Genomic DNA, 21,891 nt, shown 5'->3' with positions numbered 1-21,891 from the left:
CTAAGATAATTAAGCATTAGCCTTCTGGGCTATAACTGTCTGTATTCTTGCAATATTCTTTCTTACGTCTTTGATTCTGCTTGTGTTCTCTAACTGATTTGTAGCATTCTGGAATCTTAAGTTGAATAATTCCTTCTTTGCAGCTACTAATTCGTTCTGAAGCTCATCAACAGATTTAGCATTTAATTCGTTCATATAGTCCTTAGTTTTCACTGCCTGCTACCTCCTCTAAATCTTCTTTTGAAACGATCTTACACTTAAGTGGAAGCTTGTGCATAGCAAGTCTTAAAGCTTCTTTTGCTACTTCTTCAGGTACGTCTGCAATCTCGAACATAACTCTACCCGGCTTAACAACTGCTACCCAGTACTCAAGTGCTCCCTTACCTGAACCCATACGAGTTTCAGCCGGCTTAGCTGTAACTGGCTTATCAGGGAAGATCTTGATAAATACTTTACCACTACGCTTCATATATCTTGTCATCGCAATACGGGCTGCTTCGATCTGGTTTGACTTAATCCATGCAGGCTCAAGTGCTACTAAACCATACTGACCGTTTGTAATCTTATTGCCTCTAAGTGCCTTACCAGCCATAGTTCCTCTGAACTGCTTACGACGCTTTACTCTCTTAGGCATTAACATTATTTATCCGCTCCTTCCTTATTTCCTTTTACAGGAAGTACTTCACCATGGTAAACCCATGTCTTAACACCAACTTTACCAAATGTTGTGTCTGCTTCAGCAAAACCATAATCAATGTCAGCACGAAGTGTCTGAAGAGGAATTGTTCCCTGGCTGTAGAACTCTGTTCTAGCCATATCAGCACCACCAAGACGTCCCGAACATGAAGCCTTGATACCAAGTGCTCCAGCTTTCATTGTTCTGCTCATGCATGACTTCATTGCTTTTCTGAATGAGATACGATTCTCAAGCTGTGCTGCAATGTTCTCAGCTACTAACTGTGCGTCTGCATCCGGCTTCTTGATTTCTTTTACATCGATGAACAGCTTCTTATCTGTAAGCTTCTGTGCATCTGCTTTGATCTTTTCGATTCCAGCTCCGCCCTTACCGATGATAACACCAGGCTTAGCTGTATATAATGCAACCTTTACTCTGTCTGCAGCTCTCTCGATCTCGATCTTTGAGATGTTTGCATTGTAAAGTGTCTTCTTTAAATAAGTTCTGATTTTATGATCTTCTACAAGGTTGTTAGAAAATTCATCATTCTTTGTGTCAGCATACCATCTTGAATCCCAATCTTTGATAACGCCGACTCTTAAACCATGAGGATTAACTTTCTGTCCCATTATTTACCTCCTATCTCTCGTCAAGCACGATTGTGATGTGACTTGTTCTCTTCTCGATTCTATATGCTCTACCCTGGGCTCTTGGATGAACTCTCTTCATTGTAGGTCCCTTGTTAGCGTAGCACTCTGCTACATAAAGGTCCTCTGCCTTAAGTCCATTGTTGTTTTCAGCATTTGCGATTGCTGACTTTAACAGCTTCTCTATAACACTTGAACCATATCTTGGGTTGTATGCCAGAATACCAAGTGCAGTCTGAACATCCTTACCTCTGATGGCATCTAATACGAAACAAGCCTTTGTTACTGACACTCTTGCATATGATACCTTAGCTGATGGTCTGGTATCTTTATTCTCATTTCTGAGTCTCTTATCATGGGATCTATGTCCTTTAGCCATGATTTAGTCCTCCTTTCAAATATTCCAAATATTATCTTCTACCCTTCTTTTCGTCTTTACCATGACCTCTGTAGGTTCTGGTAACTACGAACTCACCAAGCTTATGTCCAACCATGTCTTCTGTAACATATACAGGTACATGCTTTCTTCCATCATGAACTGCGATTGTATGACCTACGAATGATGGGAAAATTGTTGAACGTCTTGACCAGGTCTTAACAACTTCTTTGCTATTGCTTGCATTCATAGCATCTATCTTCTTGAGTAAATGCTCATCTGCGAATGGTCCTTTTTTTAATGAACGAGCCATTGTCATACCTCCTTATTAACTATTTAATGCTCTTGCCGTCTCTTCTTCTTACGATCATCTTATTAGACTGCTTGTTCTTCTTTCTTGTCTTTAATCCCATTGCTGGCTTACCCCATGGAGTTGAAGGGCCTGAACGACCGATTGGTGCTCTACCTTCACCACCACCATGTGGATGGTCATTAGGGTTCATAACAGAACCACGAACTGTTGGTCTAATACCCATGTGACGTTTACGTCCGGCTTTACCAATGTTAACAAGGCCATGCTCAATGTTTCCTACCTGACCGATTGTTGCACGGCAGATGATTGGAACCATTCTCATTTCGCCTGAAGGAAGTCTTAATGTTGCATACTTTCCTTCCTTAGCCATAAGCTGTGCTGAGTTACCTGCTGAACGAACAAGCTGTCCGCCCTTACCCGGGTATAACTCGATGTTGTGTACTAATGTACCAACTGGAATATTCTGAAGTGGGAGGCAGTTACCAACTTTGATCTCTGCTTCAGCACCACTCATAAGAACATCTCCTACTGCTAACTTATAAGGAGCAAGGATGTATCTCTTCTCGCCATCAGCGTAGAACAGAAGTGCAATGTTTGCTGATCTGTTTGGATCATATTCGATTGCATTAACCGTTGCTGGAATTCCATCCTTATCGTTTCTCTTGAAATCTATAATTCTGTATTTACGTTTCTCACCACCACCGTGATGTCTAACTGTGATCTTTCCCTGATTGTTACGACCAGCTGTCTTGCTCATTGATACAACGAGTGATTTCTCAGGTGTTGATTTTGTGATCTCTGAAAAATCAAGACCAGTCATATTTCTTCTGGAAGGTGTATATGGGTTATATGTCTTAATTCCCATTTTTGTTCTCCTTTCGGTTCAATTTATTGTCACGCTTTTTTGCGTATAAATCTGTTTCGTTATTTTACAGTCCTTCGAAAATTTCGATCTCTTTACTTGCTTCTGTAAGTTTAACGATTGCTTTCTTGTACTTGTCTGTTCTTCCAAGTGTTACGCCACGTCTCTTAACCTTACCGTCATTGTTCATGGTGTTAACCTTAGCAACTTCTGTTCCTTCGAACATCTTCTCTACAGCTTCTTTGATCTGAGACTTTGTTGCTTCCGGGTGTACAAGAAATGTGTACTTCTTCTCTGCCATTGCATTCATACTTTTCTCTGTGATTACAGGCTTAAGTATAACGTCATAATATTTGATGTCTGCCATTATGCGTACACCTCCTCAATTGCTGCTACAGCATCCTTTGTAAGAACAAGCTTATCATACTTAAGAATGTCATATACACTCAGTGAGTTTGTAGCTGTTGTCTTAACTGTTGGAATGTTGTTTGCTGAAAGAACAACCTTGTCGTTCTTGTCCTTTGTTACTACTAATGACTTAGGAGCTTTAAGATTTGCAAGGATCTTTGCGAACACGCTTGTCTTAACCTCTTCTAATTCAATCTTGTCAACTACAACAAGTTTATCTTCTGCAAGCTTTGCTGAAAGTGCTGACTTCATAGCAAGCTGCTTTTCTTTCTTATTCATCTTAACTGAATAATCTCTTGGCTTTGGTGCGAATACAACTCCGCCGCCTGTCCACTGTGGAGATCTTGTTGAACCCTGTCTTGCATGACCTGTTCCTTTCTGTCTCCATGGCTTTCTTCCACCACCTGATACTTCAGAACGAGTCTTTGCGCTCTGTGTACCCTGACGGCTATTTGCCAGCTGGCCAACTACAGCCAGATGCATTAAATGTTCATTTATCTCTACACCGAATATAGAATCATTGAGTTCTAATGTCTCAACTTCTTTTCCTTCGATGTCATAAACCTTAACTGATGCCATTTTCGTTCCTCCTTCCTAAAGACTACTTGCCAGTCTTTACTGTATCCTTAATCATTACTAATGATTTCTTTGGTCCCGGAACTGCGCCCTTTACCAAAATAACATCATTTTCTACATCTATCTTAACTACCTCAAGGTTCTGGATTGTAACTCTTACGCTACCCATATGTCCAGGCATCTTCTTACCTTTGAATACTCTACCTGGTGTAGTAGCTGAACCGTTTGAACCTGCATGTCTGTGATACTTGGAACCATGTCCTGAAGGACCTGACTTTAAGCCGTGTCTCTTAAGACCGCCTGCATATCCCTTACCTTTTGTCTTTGCTGTAACGTCAATCTTGTCTCCTTCAGCAAATACATCGGCTTTGATCTCTGCACCAAGTTCGTACTGAGCACAGTCATCAAGTCTGAACTCTCTGTAGAAAGTCTTAGGTGTTGTATTTGCTTTCTTTGCATGTCCAACTTCTGCCTTACCAGCACCATGTGGGTTTCTGATTACTTTCTTTCCTGATACATCTTTTGTTGTGATTCTTTCTTTCTTTTCGCCGAATCCTACCTGAATTGCATCATAACCGTCATTCTCAACTGTTTTTACCTGGGTTACAACACATGGACCAGCCTGTAAAACTGTTACCGGCACTAAAACGCCGTTTTCGTCGAAGATCTGAGTCATTCCGACTTTTGTTGCTAAAATAGCTTTCTTCATTTTAAGTTTTCCTCCTAATTTAATTCACAGCGGATTGTCTTGACAATCATACTAAATTACATCCTTCGGATGCATTAGGTTACTGCTTGTGCACTGTTTCGTGCTATGTTTGTTTTTTTGTGATTTGATTAGTTCACTTCTAATTTTTGTGGCTGATTATTTCATCTTTACGTCGATGTATACGCCAGCTGATAAATCGATCTTCTGTAATGCATCAATTGTCTTCTGTGTTGGTGCAATCACGTCGATTAATCTCTTATGAGTTCTCTGCTCGAACTGTTCTCTTGAATCTTTGTACTTATGAACAGCTCTGAGGATTGTAATCTTCTCAACCTTTGTAGGCATTGGAACCGGTCCGCTGACTTTAGCTCCTGTCTTTTTAACAGTATCGATGATCTGTCCAGCAGCCTGATCGATAAGTTTGTGGTCGTACGCCTTCAATGTGATTCTCATAATCTGTTTTGCCATAAAAAAAGCCGCCTCCTTTTCGCACTTTTTAATAGTACAACAAGTGGTGACTGTACACTCTCCCGTGTGTATCCTGAATTAAATCAGAATCAACACGTCGTTTCTATCCTTTTGATAGACAGTTATTGGTACAGTGACTTGTCGTCAGTAATTTTTTATTGACATTCGCTCCACGAAAAACCTATATCTATACGATACAGCAACCTCCGTTTCAACGCTATCATGTCACAGCACGTTTGATTATATAACACGTTTTTGCGGAATGCAAGCATTTTTTCTATATTTTTTAAGAATTTTTTTATTATATTTCCCTGCATTTCTTCATCCGTCATACTGTTATATTTTATCTGTTTCTTCTATATATAATGCACAATAGAAACGTTATCGCTTATTTCAGCTTAAAGCTCTGCTTCAGCTTCACGCCCCTGTTATTATATATTTCCAGCTTCGGGAAACTTAAAAGGAAAGCGATATCCGATGCGTAACCATAATTTCTGGTATCAAATCGTTCGAATTCTTCTGATAATGCATCAAACAGCTCCTGCATATCATCTATCTTGTTATTCCGTTCTGACAGATACGATGTGATAAAGTGTTCTACGTTTTCCCGGTCATCGATCATCTCGAGATAATACTGCTCTCCAGCTTTATAGAATTGAATATCTTTTCCATTTTTCAGGATTAGTTCTTCCATGCTGGTATATCCATAGTTTCTGGTATCGAATTCTGTGTGCAGCTTTGTGAGCTTATATATCAATCCTGCCAGTTCTGTACAGATACCCGAAGCTCTTTCTTCTATTATAATGCGGTAGACATCAGATACAATCTCTGATAATGGTGTCAGACACTGTTCCGGTTCATAGCCCTGCAAAATATCTATATAACAGAAGCGATTACATCTGCGGATAAACGATTCACTGTGTGCGTTACTGCCAAATACCCGAATATTCTTGCCCTGCTCCTGTGCCTTTACAACTGCCGCCAGGATCGTATCATCATCGGTCACAATATCGATTCCTTCGACCTGCCGGTCAAATGCATGGGCAACCAATTCTGTTATAAAAGTGCAGCCGGCATGATTTCCCCGTTCTTCTGCTCCCATCACGCGAAATCCCTGCTTCTGCAGTTCTTCTTTCGAAGCTTTTGAAACATAGCCGCATGCCAGACGGTCGATCAGATCATCCTGAATCATGATCTCTCTGCATACAAGCGGTGCATAAACGGTATCCACTGTATTACAATCATATATTAAAATCCGCTTCATGAATGGCTCCTTTCTTCCGTCAGCACAAGCTGCATCAGAGTCTGGTGAATGCCAAAGGTCCGGCACAACCGTTCCGCTTCTGCTTTTGCCCGCTCCCGTTTCTCCTCTGATACCGGTTTCTTCACTGCCCGGATCAGAATATTTTTAGGTGAATGTTCAATATCAATAAATTCCAACAGATCTGTCTTATATCCACAATATTCCAGCATACACCCACGGATCGCATCAGTCATCAATGCCGCTGTCCGTTCCTTGATGATTCCGTACTTGGTCAGTGCCGACAACTCCTCCGACCGGATCTGTTTATTTAACTCATGCTGGCAGCACGGAACAGATAAGATGTATGTCGTGTTCCAGCAGATCGCATTATAGAGCGCATAGTCAGTTGCCGTATCACAGGCATGCAAGGTCACTACCATATCCACCTTACGGTCTGTCCGGTATCCATTAATATCACCGATTTTAAACTTCAGATCTGTATATCCGCATTTTTCTGCCAGCTTATTACAGTTCTTTATTACCTGTTCTTTCAGATCAAGCCCTGTGATATGTGCCGTCATATGACGGATCTCTACTATATAATAATATAAGAAGAAAGTCAGATAGGATTTGCCGCATCCAAAATCAATAATGTTGATCTCATCGCCTTTATAAGTCTTTAACACATCATCGACCATCTCGATAAAGCGGTTGATCTGACGGAACTTATCATACATGGAGGAAACTACTTTTCCCTCTTTGGTAAATATTCCAAGCTCCCGGAATGCAGGAATATCCATTCCCTCATCCAGAATATATTTCTTCTTGCGATTATTACCGCCGACCAATATCGTCTTATTCTCCGCCTGTCTGCGGCTGACTGCCAGATTTCCTTTTTTGCCTGCTTTTACATCATAATCTGTCGTCAGAGAAAATGCATTCATCTGCTTAAACTCTGCCGGAAAATGCATCGCAATATGCTCTGCCAGCCTTCCTTCTTCGATATTCTCATGAAAGACCTGCGTCTGTGTATATTTCTCAAGCTGGTATGCATTTCTGCCCTTTAATACCTTTCGGGCAAATATGATCTTCTTGTATTCTCCCTTTCCATTGCTCAGTACGACCTTATGTGGATGTGTCTCCGCGATCTCTTTTATAATATCCATATATTTCTCCATGTTTTCTGTCTTGTATCTGCTTATCATTTTGTGAAACACAGCTCATGAAATGTCCTTCACATAATTAACATTTTCACGAGCAAATAATTTGGCATTCATTATATCCCAAATTATCTATTGCAATTATACATTTTCGTTTTGCTCTACTGCTGTGATTTTATCACCCCGGCAGATATCGGTCAATTTGTTTTCCTTATATGCCGATTTCATTTTCTTTCTATGCAGATTTCATCGTTGACTTGAAAATGACTGCACCTTATAATATAGTAGTTTTATATAAATATTTCAAACGAAACGAGGATATCGATTATGTGGACAGCCGATCACTGGCAGGATTATGAAGTAATAGATTGTTCAGATGGAGAAAAACTGGAACGATGGGGCAAATACATTCTCCTTCGTCCCGATCCACAGGTTCTGTGGTCAACTCCAAAAACAGATAAACGCTGGAAGCAACTAAATGGTCACTACCACCGCAGCAATAAGGGCGGCGGTGAATGGGAGTTCTTTAACCTTCCGCAGCAATGGTCGATTCATTATAAAGATCTGACCTTTAACCTAAAACCATTCAGCTTCAAACACACCGGTCTGTTTCCGGAACAGGCAGCCAACTGGGACTGGTTCTCTGACCTGATCCGCTCATCGAAAAAGAAAGAGATCAAGGTATTAAACCTTTTCGCTTACACCGGCGGTGCAACCTGTGCGGCAGCAAAAGCAGGTGCGGCAGTTACTCATGTTGATGCTTCTAAGGGCATGGTTACATGGGCAAAGGAAAATGCAGTCTCATCCGGACTCGAAGATGCTCCGATCCGCTGGATCGTTGATGACTGTGTAAAATTCGTAGAACGTGAGATCCGCCGTGGCAATCACTATGATGCGATCATTATGGACCCACCATCCTACGGCCGAGGACCAAAGGGCGAGATCTGGAAGATCGAAGAAAAGATACATCCGTTTATCAAGCTGTGCAGCGAGCTGCTCTGCGATGATCCGCTTTTCTTCCTGGTCAATTCCTATACGACCGGACTTGCACCAGCCGTTCTTACCTATATGATAGCAACCGAGGTACAGTCTAAATTCGGCGGTCATGTTATCTCCGACGAAGTAGGACTTCCGGTTACAGGCTCCGGTCTGGTACTGCCATGCGGCGCTGCCGGAAGATGGAGTAAATAAACAAATACGGGACAATTATTATCTTTGTGAAGCAAACCTAATAATTGTCCCGTATTTATTTTATACAGTCCTACCAGTTTCTCTCGTCCATATCCAGATATGTCTTATGCGTTCCGACATATTTGTAAGCCGGACGGATGATCTTACCGGCATTTACCAACTCTTCTATTCTATGTGCGCTCCAGCCTGCGATTCTTGCAATCGCGAAGATTGGAGTAAACAGTTCAATCGGTATATCAAGCATACGATATACAAATCCACTGTAGAAATCGACATTTGCAGAGATAACGGAGTTTCGCTTCTTTGCAAGAAGCTCCATAGAGATCCGTTCAATATCCGTGTACAACTTGAACTCCTCCTGCATACCCTTTTCTTCTGCAAGTCTTCCGGCATAACGCTTCAGGATCTTGGCTCTTGGATCGGACACCGTATAAACAGCATGTCCCATACCATAGATCAGACCGCTATGATCAAAGCCCTTCTTATCAAGCAGTCCCTGAAGATATTCACGGATCGCCGCTTCATCGCTCCAGTCTTTTACATGAGCCTTCAAGTCATCCATCATCTGCTGAACCTTCAGGTTCGCACCACCATGCTTCGGTCCTTTTAAAGAACCGAGAGAACCGGCAACGGTTGAATAGGTATCAGTTCCGGTTGATGATATAACATGTGTTGTAAATGTGGAGTTGTTACCACCACCATGCTCTGAATGAAGCACCAGACAGATATCCAGTACCTGCGCTTCAAGCTCAGTATACTTCTTATCCGCACGGATCAGGCGAAGGAAATTCTCTGCTGTCGAAAGGCCCGGCTTCGGATTGTGAATGATAAGACTCTTATCCTGATAATAATGCTTATAGCCCTGATAGCCATATGCAGCGATCAGCGGAAACTGTGCAATCAGTTCCATACTTTGACGAAGGACATTTCGAATGCTGATGTCATCCGGGCAGTCATCATATGAATATAAAGTAAGCACACAACGCTGTAAGACATTCATCATATTCTTACTTGGTGCTTTTAAGATCACATCACGAGCAAACTTTCTTGGGAGCTCCCGGAACGTCTCCATCAATTCCTTAAATTTATTAAACTGAGTTCTGGTCGGCAGTTCACCGAATAAAAGCAGATAGATTGTCTCCTCAAAGCCAAACTTGCTTCCGTGGAATCCACGTTCCAGATCTTCGATATTATATCCCTGAATATAGAGTCTTCCATCTGCCGGCACCAGCTCACCATCCTGAACTGCAAAACCGGATACATCTGAAATCTCTGTCAGACCTGTTAAGACACCTTTTCCATTTGAATCACGAAGGCCTCTCTTAACATCATATGTAACATAGAGGTTCTGATCGATCGTACCTGAATCATTGCAATAACCAACCAGTTCATCTAAAATTTTCTCGTACTCTGCACTTCCCTTTTCCAAACCTCTATCTCCTTTCGAATATAGTATTTAAGCCAAGCTTAAGTTTATCAAACTTTCGCCTGGCTTGCAAGACTATTTCGCTGCCTGTAAGGCAGTCTCATCTATTTCTATAATATATTTTTCAAATGCATTTATGATCGTGGTATCCAGGTATCTGGATTCCCGTGCAAAATCCCTGCCATAATTACTATGCACATGACCATGTACCAGATACTGCGGATGATAGTCTTCGATCATTGTCCGGAAGCACTTGAAACCGGTATGACAAAGATCCTCGGAATCATTGATCCGATACGCAGGGGCATGCGTGATCATAATATCAAATCCACGATGTTTTCTTATCTGCCGACCCAGCTTACGGATGCGTTTCTCCATTGCTTTCTCGGTATACTGATGCGGCGCACCATTGTACTGATACTCCATGCAGCCTCCAAGACCCAAGATCCGTATTCCTTTATATACATAGATTCGATCGTCGATGCAGATACAGCCATCCGGTGGTGTGTCTGCATAACAGGTATCGTGGTTTCCATATACATACAGAACCGGAGCATGCGTAAATGTCGCAAGGAACGACAGATACTGCGGTGCAAGGTCACCGCAGGAAATGATCAGATCAATTCCTTCTAATTTTTTCTTATCAAAATAATCCCATAGGTATTTTGATTCTGCATCCGCCAGAACAAGAATCTTCATATCCGTATCTCCGTGTTTTCTTTTCTTTTCTACGAAACTGTACCCCGCCTGTTTCCATAAAGAAAACACGCTCATCTACATTCGTACTCCGGATCACAAGACCCGCATAGCCTTATTATACTATGTCTGTAGTTTTTTTCAATTCCAGATTTTCCGGCGTATTTACTCCCTGGAAGGTAACAACATCTCTGGCATCTTCTACCAGCTCATCCAGAGTCGGGATCGAACCAACAACAATATCTGCCAGCCAATCCATCTTCATGATCTCCTCAGGGCTCATCTCACCATCTTCATCATCACGAACCACTCCATTCTGTGAATAGAGCTTGCCGTAGAATGGACTTACCGTACCATCCTTGATCAGCTGTTTCATCAGATTTACCAGTCTGGCTGTTCCAACCGGAAGATGGTTCGAACAGATCACATCGATCACTCCGGCAGACATGCCCCACCAGTAATTCAGAACCTTTACTTTCTCGTTCTTTTCTTCCAGCTTCCAGTTACCATCCAGAATCAACTGAACGATCTTCTCATAAAATATGCGCCAGTTGTAAAATGGCATCGCAAGGTTCGATATCTCGTCCCCATCGCAGGAATACAGACCGAATTCACGGGAGGCCGTAAGCGGTGTGATCATATCCTTATCGGATACATAAGAAATGCCCAGTTCCTTAAACCGTTTCTTCGGATCGGAGCCTTTGACCTTTGACCACTCCAGATAGATCTTCGCTCTTGGATTCACAAACTTTGCTCCCATCGCAAATGCGTTGATGTTCGCCGTCGTTCCATAGATCGGATAATCAGCCACATAACCGATCCTGCCATCCTCACAGAGTGAACCTGCGATAATACCGGTTATAAACTTCGCCTCATACATTCTCGCATAATACGTTCTGACATGGCTGGTCGATACATTTAACGAGCAGTTTAATATCTTCAATTCCGGATATTTGATCGCTGCCTTTAATGACTCCGGAAGCATCTCCGGACCGGTTGTAAATACAACATCGAATTTGTCCTGTGCAATCTGCTCCAGGCATTCTGCAAGCTTCGTATTATCATCCATATTCGAAAAAGTATGTGTCTCAACCCGATCCTTAAATTTGCCTTCTACGCCCATTCTTCCGAGATCATGGCTGTAGATCCATACAGAATTCTCAGGCTCTTTATCATAAACAAATGCAATCTTAAGCTTCTTCGGTACCGGCGTGATACTGAACAGTTTCTTCTTTGACTCTACCGGTTCCAGCTTCGGAACGATCGTCATCTTCTTCTTCTGTGCACTTAGCACGATCTCGTCCCAGACCTTTTCCAGATTTGCCTTTACCTCATCATAGGACATATCCTGTAATGCCCTGTATCCATATACATTTAAAAATACAAGCATCGCATCATCTACCGTGATTGGAAGACTGTCACTGCCGTTTTTCTGCCTGTATGCTGTATCAAATGCCAGATGTGCCGAATTCAGGTTCATACGATCATCATCCGTAAATTCACCATCCGGTGTCAATCCTATATATTCTCTTAATTTGTCATATCCGCCAAGCTGTGTGAACCATATATAGTTGATTCCTGTCTGCTTATGGAAATCTACAAATTCATAATAAATCTTGTTTTCCAGCTCATCTGTCCGCTTCGGCAGCTTTCTGGTTACCATCGCAGGGACAGAATCCGCACCGAAATATTTCAGTACACTGACACGCTTATTTCCCTCTATGACATAGAATTTATTCATATATTCATATACTTTGATCGGATCATGGATTCCTTCTTCTATATGAGAGTCACAGAGAGATGACCATTTATTTCCGAATTCAGAATTCGCATCTAATATAGGCATGAAGTTACTTGCAAATGCTGTAGTACGGCCTTTTGTCGCTGTACCTACAACCCGATCGAGAGAAATATGCTGTAAACCAAGATTTACTTCGCCTGCAATATCGGAATTCGTGATCAGTTCATCCAGTACCGGCAGATATGGATATTCATTTTTGGAAAGTGCAGCCTGATATCTCTTTTCACCAAGCTTCTGCGCTTTTACATAATCATTTAATGACATGTTAAAAACCTCCTATCTGTGTCTAAATCAACCTGTTTAACTCATTGTCCTATCATTTTTCCGTTCACTATATATATACAACAAAAACCGAAAATTACCAGTGGTAAATCGTATTTTCATCTTTTTCACGCCTTAAAATTTCTTATCCCGGTAAAGTTTTGTATATTTTTAATAAAATGGATTGTGCATTTCTTACATTTTTACCTTGAAATTTAAAATAGCGTGTGTTAATATAGTATCAGAATAGTAAATAACATACAATCTTGAATTTCAAATCGGTGTGTGTGAATACTTATAAATCAAAGGAGCCTGTTTCCTAACTTCTTACAGGCTCCTTTTCCTTGTCTTTTTATCTGCCCTGAAAGGTGATCGTTATCTCTGTTCCCACATTCGGTTCACTTGTTATATCAAGCTTCGCATCATGCTGCGCTACGATGTGTTTTACGATCGCAAGTCCGAGACCGGTTCCTCCGGTCGACTTCGACCGACTCTTATCGACCCGGTAGAATCTCTGGAACACCAGCCCCAGATGCCCCTCAGGTATTCCGATACCGGTATCCTTCACCTTCATGACAACTGAATGATCTTTCTCATAAGAATACACAGTTACTTCTACGGTTCCATCCGGTTTATTATATCGGATCGCATTATCGGTCAGATTGTATACCAGTTCTTCCATCATCATCTTATTACCCATAATATAACTTGGCTGACCGGAAAACTTCAATGCAACGTTATGTTTTTCTGCCGACAGCATCAGCATATCCACATTCGATCTTGCAACCGCGCACAGATCGATCCGTTCCATAGACGGTGCATTCTCTGTTACATCAAGCTCTGACAGACGAATAATGTCATTGATAAGGGTAAGCAGCCGATTTGAATTACGATGGATCTCTGTAGCAAATCGTCTGACATCACCATCTGTCGCCATCCCGTTTTCAATCAGCTCAGAATAACCGGAGATCGCTGTCAGAGGTGTCTTTAACTCATGAGATACATTTGCCGTAAATTCCTGTCGCATCTGTGCATTCTCCATAATATCACTATGCTGTTCCCTAATTGTATCAATCAATGGACGGATCTCCTTATAGGCGTTAATATCATCAATATGATCCAGATCCTTTGCCATCTGTCCGATCGGACGGACGATACTCTTTGTCAGATATCGTGATATCAGAACCACGGCAGTCACAAGCACCAGCATAATAACTGTCATGCTTGGAAGTCCCTTCAAAAATACACTGACAATGCTGCTTGTCTCCTTTGATACACGAAGTACACAACCATTTGAAAGCCGGATCGCATAGTAGAATGTGCTCATATTGAGCGTCTGGGAAAGACGGGTATCCTCGCCTTCTCCTTTCTCAAATGCCTCCTCGATCTCCGGTCTGTCGTTGTGTTTTCCCATGGACTCCGGATCTGCCATGTTATCATATTTAACCGTTCCATCCGGTGCAACTAATGTAATACGCAGTTCTGTATTCTTAATCCTTACATTGCGGAGCTCACTGATATCATCAAATAATCCTGCACTCTTCAAGGTCTGTGTGTAATTTTCCAGATCGCGCATGATCTCCTTTTTAAACAGATCATAATAAACCGTTGTCGAAAGTATCATCGTACACAATATCGCAATCAGCGTCAATGCTATAAAGCGACTGTTGATCTTGCTGGATAATCGTTTGTCTTTTCTGACCTTTTTATCCTTTTTATCTTTCTGTTCTTCCATAAAAACCTGTTCTTTCTGTTATAAGATTCTTCTGTTATAAGATTTTCCTGTTTCTTCTTATTTATTCTTATCCGTTCTCATTCCATCTTATATCCGACATTACGAACTGTCTTGATCATATTCCCTGCATCTCCCAGTTTCTGGCGCAGCGTCTTGATATGCATATCAAGAGTTCTGGATTCACCTTCGTAATCCGTTCCCCACACATCCATCATGATCACTTCTCTCCGCAGTACAATTCCGGCGTTGATCATTAGCAGCTTTAACAATTCAAATTCCTTAAAGGTCAACTCACACGGAACATCATTCACCTGCACGATACGTTTCTCGGAATCAAGGGTTACGTTCTTCAGTCGAAGAATCTGATCCTCCTGAATACTCTTACTTCTGCGAAGCAATGCTTTAACTCTGGATATAAGCTCCATTACGCCGAATGGCTTTGTCAGATAATCATCTGCTCCGATATCCAGTCCCTTTACCTTATCAAGTTCTGTTGTCTTTGCCGTCACAAGAATGATCGGCACGCGCACAGTCTCCGGACGTTCTCTTAACTTTCTGACAATCTCCAGTCCATCCTGATCCGGTAACATGATATCCAGCAGAATCAGATCCGGAATCTTCTCAGCTATTCTGGAAAAGAAACTCTTCGCATTCGCAAAACCTTCTGTTACGTATCCCGTGTTCTTTAAGGCAAACATTTCTATTTCCTGAATGTTCATATCATCTTCTACAATATAAATCAATGCCTGCATCTGCCGTTCCTCCTGTCTCTGTTCTTTCTTATTTATAATAATATATTTCTAATATATGGTCAAAGTAATTTGCACTTTATGATATTGTATACTTTACTATAAACTATACTTTTCCTTATACATGCTGTACATCGCCTGAAACTCTACATTTGATTCCTGTTTGACCCGGTTTAGATACTCATGCGTATCAAAGCTGTCTGTCTTAACCTGAAGCAATGATGCAGCCACATTTGAACAATGGTCTGCCACACGTTCATAATTATTCAGAAGATTTTCAAGGGCAATACCAAGCTCGATCGTACATTTTCCCTTCTGCAGACGTTTGATATGCTGCTTTTTGATCGTAGCATTCAGTCCATTAATTACTTCCTCCAATGGTTCAATCCGCTTTGCTATCTTCATATCATCTTCATTCAGCGCTTTACAGGTCATGCTCATGATCTCATAAACTGCATTTGAATACAGATTTAATTCTGCCATTGCCTTATCTGAGAACACCATTTCTTCCTTGTGCATCTTGGCATAAATTTCTGCGATTGCTAATGCATGGTCGGAGATACGCTCCAAATCTCCGATACAATGAAGCCCATTGGATACACGTTTGCTGTCTTCCTCCGCCAGTTCTTTTCCGCTGACTTTCGCCAGATATGTTCCGAGTTCATCTTCGTATTTGTCTACGATATCTTCCAAAGCTTCAACACGTTGCCATTTCTCATCCGAATAATCCTTCAGCAACTCTAATGAATCGTATAACGCTTCAGCTGAATACCCTGCCATCTGATTCATAACATCCATGCTCTGTGTAACGGCAAACGCCGGCTGCTCCAGAAATCTTGCATCCAGATGCTTTAACGGTACAAGCTCCGCAATCTCCTCAACAGGTTCTTCCTTCTCACGGATCGTAAGAGTTGCCAGCTTCTCAAGACCCTTTCCAAACGGAAGCAATACAATTGTTGTCAGAATGTTAAAAATACTGTGGATCACTGCTATGCCAGCCGGAGTTGCCATATCCTGTAATACACCAAAATTTACAAATGCATTGATCGAATAGAATACGATCATAAAGAGAATGGTTCCGATCAGATTAAAGTAAAGATGTACAAAAGCTGCACGTTTCGCATTTTTCTTTGCTCCGATACTGGATAATAATGCCGTTACACAAGTACCGATATTCTGTCCCATTATAATAGGAAGTGCCGTTCCATATGTAACTGCTCCTGTCATGCAAAGTGCCTGTAAGATACCAACCGATGCCGATGAGCTCTGGATGATTGCTGTAAATAATGTTCCTACGATCATTCCGAGTATAGGATTTGAGAACATTAAAAGCACATTTGCAAATTCAGGAACATCTGCAAGAGGAGCAACCGCACCGCTCATTGCATCCATTCCGTACATAAGGATCGTAAATCCCAAAAAGATCATGCCAATATCATGTTTTTTCTCATTCTTGGAAAACATCAGAAATGCAATACCGATAACCGCTAGGATCGGAGAAAATGAGGATGGCTTTAACATCTGGATCCAGATACTGTCTCCCTGAATTCCTGACAAACTTAAGATCCAGGAAGTAACTGTCGTACCGATATTGGCACCCATGATAATGCCGACCGCCTGACGCAGTTTCATAATCCCGGAATTTACAAAGCCAACAACCATAACGGTTGTAGCCGATGATGACTGAATAACCGCTGTTACAGCCGCTCCAAGCAGCACCCCTTTGATCGGCGTTGAAGTCAGCTTTTCAAGGATACGTTCCATCTTACCGCCCGCCGCACGGGTCAGACCGTCTCCCATTACGTTCATACCAAATAAAAACAATGCAAGTCCGCCAAACAGTGCAAGTACATCAAAAATACTCATAAAAAAATTCCTTCCTTTTTACATAAATTAGACATTTGTACCTTCGCACATCATCGTATAACAGGTATGTAAAAAGGAAAGGATTCCTACGTAAAGTCTGTGTAAAATTTTAAAATTTGTTTTACATTTCACGCTGAATGCGTTTAATATTCTTCCTGTCGCTGTTCAAGATACGTTCTGTCAGGACCGTCGTTTTGTAAAATACATACGATACCGCCAATCAATCCTACCAGACAAATACCATATCCTGCCGATACCAAAATGCTCTCTGCCATACTCCATGATGACATAAGCCCGATTCCTTTCAACGTGACAGCTACAACCACAGCGATCACGCCCCAGACGATACTGTTCAATAACAAAAACATTTTTATCAGGTGCTGTTTACTTTTTCCTTTACCGGCATCTGCTGTCATATTCCATATACGTCTCATGACAATCACCTCCTGATCCTGTATCCTATAAGACTCTTAATTTCCGGAAATATGTTCTCCTGTTATATAATATATGACCCATTCTGAAATATTCGTTGCATGATCGCCAATCCGCTCCAGATATTTTGCAACCATCAAAAGATCGGTTTCCTGTTCCCCTGCATCTGCATTCCTGTGGATCAGATTGATCAATTCACTCTTCACTTTTATAAACAGATCATCTACCACATCATCCTGGGCAATAACTTTTCTTGCTTTTGTAAGATCAAGATTCACATATGCTTCTATACTGTCAACCAACATGACCATGCTTTCTTTTGCCATTGCCTTAATATGTTCCAATTCTTTTACATAAGGTTTGCCTGCCATCTGGATCGTCAGTTCAGAAATATCTGCTGCATGATCACCGATACGTTCCATATCCGTTACCATTTTGAGCGCAGATGAAACCTGACGAAGATCTGTTGCAACCGGCTGCTCCATTAAAAGAAGTTTAAAACACAGACTCTCAATATCCTTTTCCTGCTGATCGATCTGATCATCCCTGCGGATAACCTCCTGTGCCAGATCAACATCCTGATTTACAAGTGCTTTGATCGCCTTTTCGATCACACCCTCGATCATGGATCCCATCTCAACCATTTCATCATTGAGTTTTTTCAACTGTCTGTCATAATTTGTCCTCATTATCTTTACTCCTTTTAACCAAATCTTCCTGTGATATAATCCTCAGTTCTCTTATCCTGTGGTTTCGAGAACATCTTCTCGGTATCATCAAATTCGATCACCTGACCCAGTAAGAAGAATGCTGTCTTGTCTGCAATACGGGTTGCCTGCTGCATATTATGTGTAACCATGATAATCGTATAATCATGCTTCAGCTCCATAGCAAGATCTTCGATCTTTGACGTAGAAATCGGGTCAAGCGCTGATGTTGGTTCATCCATCAGTAAGACCTCCGGTTCAACCGCAAGTGCTCTGGCAATGCAAAGTCTCTGCTGCTGTCCGCCGGAAAGACCCAGTGCCGATTTCTTCAGTCTGTCTTTTAATTCATCCCATATTGCTGCCTGCTTGAGAGACCTTTCTACGATCTCATCCAGTTTTTCTTTATTATGGATACCATGTGTCCTTGGACCATATGCTATATTGTCATATACACTCATTGGGAAAGGATTCGGATTCTGGAACACCATTCCAACCCGTTTTCTTAGCAAATTTACATCCATTCCGTCAAATATATCTTCACCATCTAACTTCACATCACCCGTGATGTTACAACCTTCCACCAGATCATTCATACGGTTTAAACATTTTAAGAATGTTGATTTACCGCATCCGGAAGGTCCAATAAATGCTGTAATCTGTTTTTCCGGTATTTCCATATTTACATCTTTCAACGCATGGAATTTACCATAGTGAAGATTCAGATTTTTTACATCAAATTTTATATTGCTCATCGATTTATCTCCGTTTATATCTATCTGTTATCTGTCTTTTTCTGTTTTCGCCGACATTTTCTTTGCAATTGCATCGGATGCGAAATTAATCAATACTACGAATACAAGAAGAACAACGGCTGTTGCATATGCCTGATCCGTATGAAGTCCCTCTTTGGAAAGAAGATACATATGTACGGACAAGGTTCGTGTGGAAGAAAATAAATTCTTCGCTATTCTCGGCACACTGCCTGCCGTATAGATCAACGCTGCTGTCTCCCCGACAATTCGCCCGGTTGCAAGGATAACACCGGATAAAATACCCGGAACAGCACTCGGTAAAACAACCTTAAATACTGTACGAAGTTTTCCTGCACCAAGTCCAAAGCTTCCTTCTCTGTATGACTTTGGAACAGCCAGCAAGGCTTCTTCTGTTGTTCTCATGATAACCGGAAGCACCATGATCGCCAGTGTAAACGCACCGGACAGCAGGGACAATCCCCATCCAAGCTTTGTCATAAATAAGATCATTCCGAACAAACCATATACAATAGATGGAATACCTGTCAGTGTCTCTGCAGTGATACGTACAATTCCAACCAGCTTATTTCCTGATTTTGCATACTCCACCAGATAAATAGCTGCGAAGATACCGATCGGTCCCGCAATCAGCAGTGACAGTAATGTCATAAACAACGTATTAACCAATGCCGGAAGCATCGAGCAATTATCCGATGTATATTCCGGCTTGAACAGATCCGGTGTCAGATTCGGAATTCCTTTTGCAAGAATATAGATCAAAATAAAAGCAATACAAACCAACGTCAAAGCTGCTGCCAGATAAACAAGTATCCGAAGGATCAGTGAGCCGGGACGTCTTTTATATTCCGCAAGTAAATTTCTTTTTCCCATTTAGTTCACCGTCTTTCTTTTTAAAATTGAAAACAGCAGGTTAATGATCAGAATGAATACAAACAATACAACACCTGTTGCGATCAGAGCCTCTCTGTGAAGATCCTGGGCATAACCCATTTCCATTACGATATTTGCAGTCATGGTTCTAACACCCTTCATCAATCCTTTCGGCATATGGACCTGATTTCCCGCCACCATGATAACAGCCATTGTCTCACCGATCGCACGACCAACGCCCAAGATGATCGCTGCCATGATACCGGATCTTGCAGCCGGTACTACGGTAAGAAATACACTTCTTTCATGTGTCGCTCCAAGTGCTAATGCACCCTGATAATATTTATCCGGGACAGCACTGATCGAAGTTTCAGATACACTGATGATCGTCGGAAGTATCATGATGCCAAGCAGTACAGATGCGGTAAGCATTGTATTTCCGTTCACTCCGAAAATCTGTCTGACTGCCGGAACAAGTACACACATTCCAAAAAATCCGTATACAACCGATGGAATTCCTGCCATCAGATTGATAAATGGTTTAATGACCTTATATGCTTTTGGTGGGCAGAATTTTGATAAAAATATCGCTGTCAGAAGTCCGATCGGAACGCCGATCACGATTGCCCCGGCCGTAACGTAGATACTGCCAAGAATAAACGGAAGGATTCCAAAATAATCATTGGTCGGTCTCCAGACTTTGCCAAAGAGGAAATCTGTCAGACCGATTGCCTTCATGGCAGGAATACCACTTGCAAATAAGAACACACAGATCAATAAAACTGCTGCTATCGATACAAATGCCGCTAACAGGAATACGATATGCATGAATATTTCTTTAAACTTTTGCATAGAGGACACTCCTTACTATTTGACATCTGCCCAGGTTGCTGCTTCTCCTGTAAAGATTGATTTTACCTGATCGGTAGTTAAATCAGTTGCAGGGTTATTCTTATTTACAATAACTGCGATACCATCCATTGCGATTACAGTAGCTGTAAGTCCTTCACTTGTCTCGCTATCCTTCAGTTCTCTGGATGCCATACCGATATCACATGTACCATCTGCCGCTGCTGTAATACCTGTTGTTGAATCAGATTCCTGAAGCTCGATATCCGCACCACTGTTCACTGCCTTATATGCCTCTGTTAATTTCTCCATAACAGGAGTTACAGATGATGACCCGGCAATTACGATTTTACCGGTTGCTCCTGAAGACTTAAATGCTCCTGAATTTGCAATCTCGATGTAACCATTGCTTGATACGATCTTCTGTCCATCTTCACTCATAATATAGTTGATAAAATCCTGTGCTACATCACTTACCTGACCCTTTGTTACAATGTTGAATGGTCTTGATAATGTGTATGTACCGTTGTTGATATTATCTGCTGTTGCTTCAACGCCGCCGATCTTAACTGCCTTTACGGTATCATTTAATGCTCCAAGTGAGATATAACCAATCGAATAATCGTCTCCTGCAACTGTTGTGAGAACTACTTCTGTACTGTTTGCTGTAATCGCGCTCGTAGTTGTCTTATCAACTTTATTTCCATCTGCGTCCTTTTCTTCTACACCAGTCAGTTCCACAAATGCTCCTCTTGTACCTGATCCTTCCTCTCTGGATACAACTGAGATCTCCTGTGATGTATCAAAACTTCCGCTCTTGGAATCTGAACCACCTTTACTTCCACATCCTGCAAGGCATCCTGCCGCAAGTGCTGCACTTAATGTTAACGCTAAAATCTTATTTCCTTTTTTCATTTTAATTTTCCTCCAATTGACTCTTTGGACTCAGAATCGTTCATCTTTCTGATCCATTCAAAATTATGTAAATTGCGAAACCGGATCGCGCGCCCTTTTCCGGATCGCAGAATTATCATACGGCATCTATGTAAAATACATCACCATCTCAAAGTAAAGTGAAAGTAAAAACTTTGTGTAAA

The 21,891-nt window shown here is 41.5% G+C and carries 25 protein-coding genes; 1 reads left to right on the top strand and 24 read right to left on the bottom strand.

Annotated features, from left to right (window positions below; genetic code table 11):
• Positions 1–9 precede the first annotated feature (9 nt).
• The 12 genes from rpmC to DXB77_RS01855 all read right to left on the bottom strand — a co-directional run bounded on the left by rpmC (position 10) and on the right by DXB77_RS01855 (position 7,444).
• Positions 10–213, bottom strand: a complete 204-nt coding sequence (rpmC, locus tag DXB77_RS01910; RefSeq protein WP_008402741.1) for a 50S ribosomal protein L29 — start codon at positions 211–213, stop codon at positions 10–12.
• On the bottom strand, positions 203–640 hold the full coding sequence (gene rplP, locus DXB77_RS01905) for a 50S ribosomal protein L16 (protein ID WP_117807168.1): 438 nt from the start codon (positions 638–640) through the stop codon (positions 203–205). Before rplP ends, rpmC begins: the two co-directional genes overlap by 11 nt.
• Entirely contained in the window at positions 640–1,305 is a 666-nt protein-coding gene (gene rpsC / locus DXB77_RS01900) for a 30S ribosomal protein S3 (protein WP_117807167.1), read from the bottom strand. The genes rplP and rpsC overlap by 1 nt, the downstream gene beginning before the upstream one ends.
• A 10-nt stretch (positions 1,306–1,315) precedes the next feature.
• Entirely contained in the window at positions 1,316–1,702 is a 387-nt protein-coding gene (gene rplV, locus DXB77_RS01895) for a 50S ribosomal protein L22 (RefSeq protein ID WP_008402744.1), read from the bottom strand.
• Positions 1,703–1,733: 31 nt separating this feature from the next.
• A complete protein-coding gene (gene rpsS, locus DXB77_RS01890; RefSeq protein ID WP_021944977.1) occupies positions 1,734–2,012 on the bottom strand; it encodes a 30S ribosomal protein S19 in 279 nt (92 codons plus the stop codon).
• A 19-nt stretch (positions 2,013–2,031) separates the two neighbouring features.
• A complete protein-coding gene (gene rplB / locus DXB77_RS01885; RefSeq protein WP_021944978.1) occupies positions 2,032–2,877 on the bottom strand; it encodes a 50S ribosomal protein L2 in 846 nt (281 codons plus the stop codon).
• 64 nt (positions 2,878–2,941) lie between these two features.
• Positions 2,942–3,241, bottom strand: coding sequence for a 50S ribosomal protein L23 (rplW, locus tag DXB77_RS01880; RefSeq protein ID WP_021944979.1), 300 nt, complete (start codon positions 3,239–3,241; stop codon positions 2,942–2,944).
• A complete protein-coding gene (gene rplD / locus DXB77_RS01875; RefSeq protein WP_021944980.1) occupies positions 3,241–3,861 on the bottom strand; it encodes a 50S ribosomal protein L4 in 621 nt (206 codons plus the stop codon). The genes rplW and rplD overlap by 1 nt, the downstream gene beginning before the upstream one ends.
• A 22-nt stretch (positions 3,862–3,883) precedes the next feature.
• Entirely contained in the window at positions 3,884–4,567 is a 684-nt protein-coding gene (rplC, locus tag DXB77_RS01870; protein WP_008402751.1) for a 50S ribosomal protein L3, read from the bottom strand.
• A gap of 156 nt (positions 4,568–4,723) precedes the next feature.
• Positions 4,724–5,035: a 30S ribosomal protein S10 gene (gene rpsJ, locus DXB77_RS01865; protein ID WP_021944981.1), complete on the bottom strand. Its 312-nt coding sequence runs from the start codon at positions 5,033–5,035 to the stop codon at positions 4,724–4,726.
• Positions 5,036–5,423: 388 nt separating this feature from the next.
• Positions 5,424–6,299, bottom strand: coding sequence for an OST-HTH/LOTUS domain-containing protein (locus tag DXB77_RS01860; RefSeq protein ID WP_117807165.1), 876 nt, complete (start codon positions 6,297–6,299; stop codon positions 5,424–5,426).
• Positions 6,296–7,444, bottom strand: a complete 1,149-nt coding sequence (locus DXB77_RS01855) for an SAM-dependent methyltransferase (RefSeq protein WP_226801050.1) — start codon at positions 7,442–7,444, stop codon at positions 6,296–6,298. The genes DXB77_RS01860 and DXB77_RS01855 overlap by 4 nt, the downstream gene beginning before the upstream one ends.
• A gap of 321 nt (positions 7,445–7,765) precedes the next feature.
• Here DXB77_RS01855 and DXB77_RS01850 point away from each other — a divergent pair, with 321 nt between their 5' ends.
• On the top strand, positions 7,766–8,629 hold the full coding sequence (locus DXB77_RS01850; RefSeq protein ID WP_117785655.1) for a class I SAM-dependent methyltransferase: 864 nt from the start codon (positions 7,766–7,768) through the stop codon (positions 8,627–8,629).
• 70 nt (positions 8,630–8,699) lie between these two features.
• Here the strand turns inward: DXB77_RS01850 and DXB77_RS01845 are convergent, their stop codons facing one another.
• From DXB77_RS01845 to DXB77_RS01790, 12 genes are all read right to left on the bottom strand, one after another.
• A complete protein-coding gene (locus DXB77_RS01845; protein ID WP_117822143.1) occupies positions 8,700–10,058 on the bottom strand; it encodes a citrate/2-methylcitrate synthase in 1,359 nt (452 codons plus the stop codon).
• 72 nt (positions 10,059–10,130) lie between these two features.
• A complete protein-coding gene (locus DXB77_RS01840; protein ID WP_117807436.1) occupies positions 10,131–10,754 on the bottom strand; it encodes a metallophosphoesterase in 624 nt (207 codons plus the stop codon).
• A 115-nt stretch (positions 10,755–10,869) separates the two neighbouring features.
• The gene (locus tag DXB77_RS01835; RefSeq protein WP_118616351.1) at positions 10,870–12,816 is read right to left on the bottom strand and encodes a BMP family ABC transporter substrate-binding protein; all 1,947 of its coding nucleotides are present in this window, start codon (positions 12,814–12,816) and stop codon (positions 10,870–10,872) included.
• A 349-nt stretch (positions 12,817–13,165) separates the two neighbouring features.
• On the bottom strand, positions 13,166–14,548 hold the full coding sequence (locus tag DXB77_RS01830) for an ATP-binding protein (protein ID WP_118662528.1): 1,383 nt from the start codon (positions 14,546–14,548) through the stop codon (positions 13,166–13,168).
• A 77-nt stretch (positions 14,549–14,625) separates the two neighbouring features.
• Positions 14,626–15,300 (bottom strand): response regulator transcription factor, encoded by a 675-nt coding sequence (locus DXB77_RS01825; RefSeq protein ID WP_117807160.1) that lies wholly within the window; start codon positions 15,298–15,300, stop codon positions 14,626–14,628.
• A gap of 96 nt (positions 15,301–15,396) precedes the next feature.
• Entirely contained in the window at positions 15,397–17,163 is a 1,767-nt protein-coding gene (locus DXB77_RS01820; RefSeq protein ID WP_118616347.1) for a Na/Pi cotransporter family protein, read from the bottom strand.
• Between the two features lie 143 nt (positions 17,164–17,306).
• Positions 17,307–17,597 (bottom strand): hypothetical protein, encoded by a 291-nt coding sequence (locus DXB77_RS01815; protein ID WP_117807158.1) that lies wholly within the window; start codon positions 17,595–17,597, stop codon positions 17,307–17,309.
• Positions 17,598–17,633: 36 nt separating this feature from the next.
• Positions 17,634–18,284 carry a phosphate signaling complex protein PhoU gene (gene phoU / locus DXB77_RS01810; RefSeq protein ID WP_117807157.1) on the bottom strand — a complete coding sequence of 217 codons (651 nt, stop codon included), beginning with the start codon at positions 18,282–18,284 and terminating at the stop codon, positions 17,634–17,636.
• 14 nt (positions 18,285–18,298) lie between these two features.
• On the bottom strand, positions 18,299–19,054 hold the full coding sequence (gene pstB / locus DXB77_RS01805; protein WP_008402764.1) for a phosphate ABC transporter ATP-binding protein PstB: 756 nt from the start codon (positions 19,052–19,054) through the stop codon (positions 18,299–18,301).
• 27 nt (positions 19,055–19,081) lie between these two features.
• Positions 19,082–19,945: a phosphate ABC transporter permease PstA gene (pstA, locus tag DXB77_RS01800; RefSeq protein ID WP_118484427.1), complete on the bottom strand. Its 864-nt coding sequence runs from the start codon at positions 19,943–19,945 to the stop codon at positions 19,082–19,084.
• Entirely contained in the window at positions 19,946–20,797 is an 852-nt protein-coding gene (gene pstC / locus DXB77_RS01795; RefSeq protein ID WP_118484425.1) for a phosphate ABC transporter permease subunit PstC, read from the bottom strand. It lies immediately after the preceding gene.
• Positions 20,798–20,812: 15 nt separating this feature from the next.
• The gene (locus DXB77_RS01790; RefSeq protein WP_118484423.1) at positions 20,813–21,709 is read right to left on the bottom strand and encodes a substrate-binding domain-containing protein; all 897 of its coding nucleotides are present in this window, start codon (positions 21,707–21,709) and stop codon (positions 20,813–20,815) included.
• Between the last annotated feature and the right edge of the window lie 182 nt (positions 21,710–21,891).

It is taken from the genome of Clostridium sp. OM05-9, assembly GCF_003481465.1.
GTDB classification, from domain to species: Bacteria; Bacillota; Clostridia; order Lachnospirales; family Lachnospiraceae; genus Coprococcus; species Coprococcus ammoniilyticus.
Note: the sequence above shows the minus strand (reverse complement) of the source record. Positions and strands in the feature narration are given on the sequence as shown.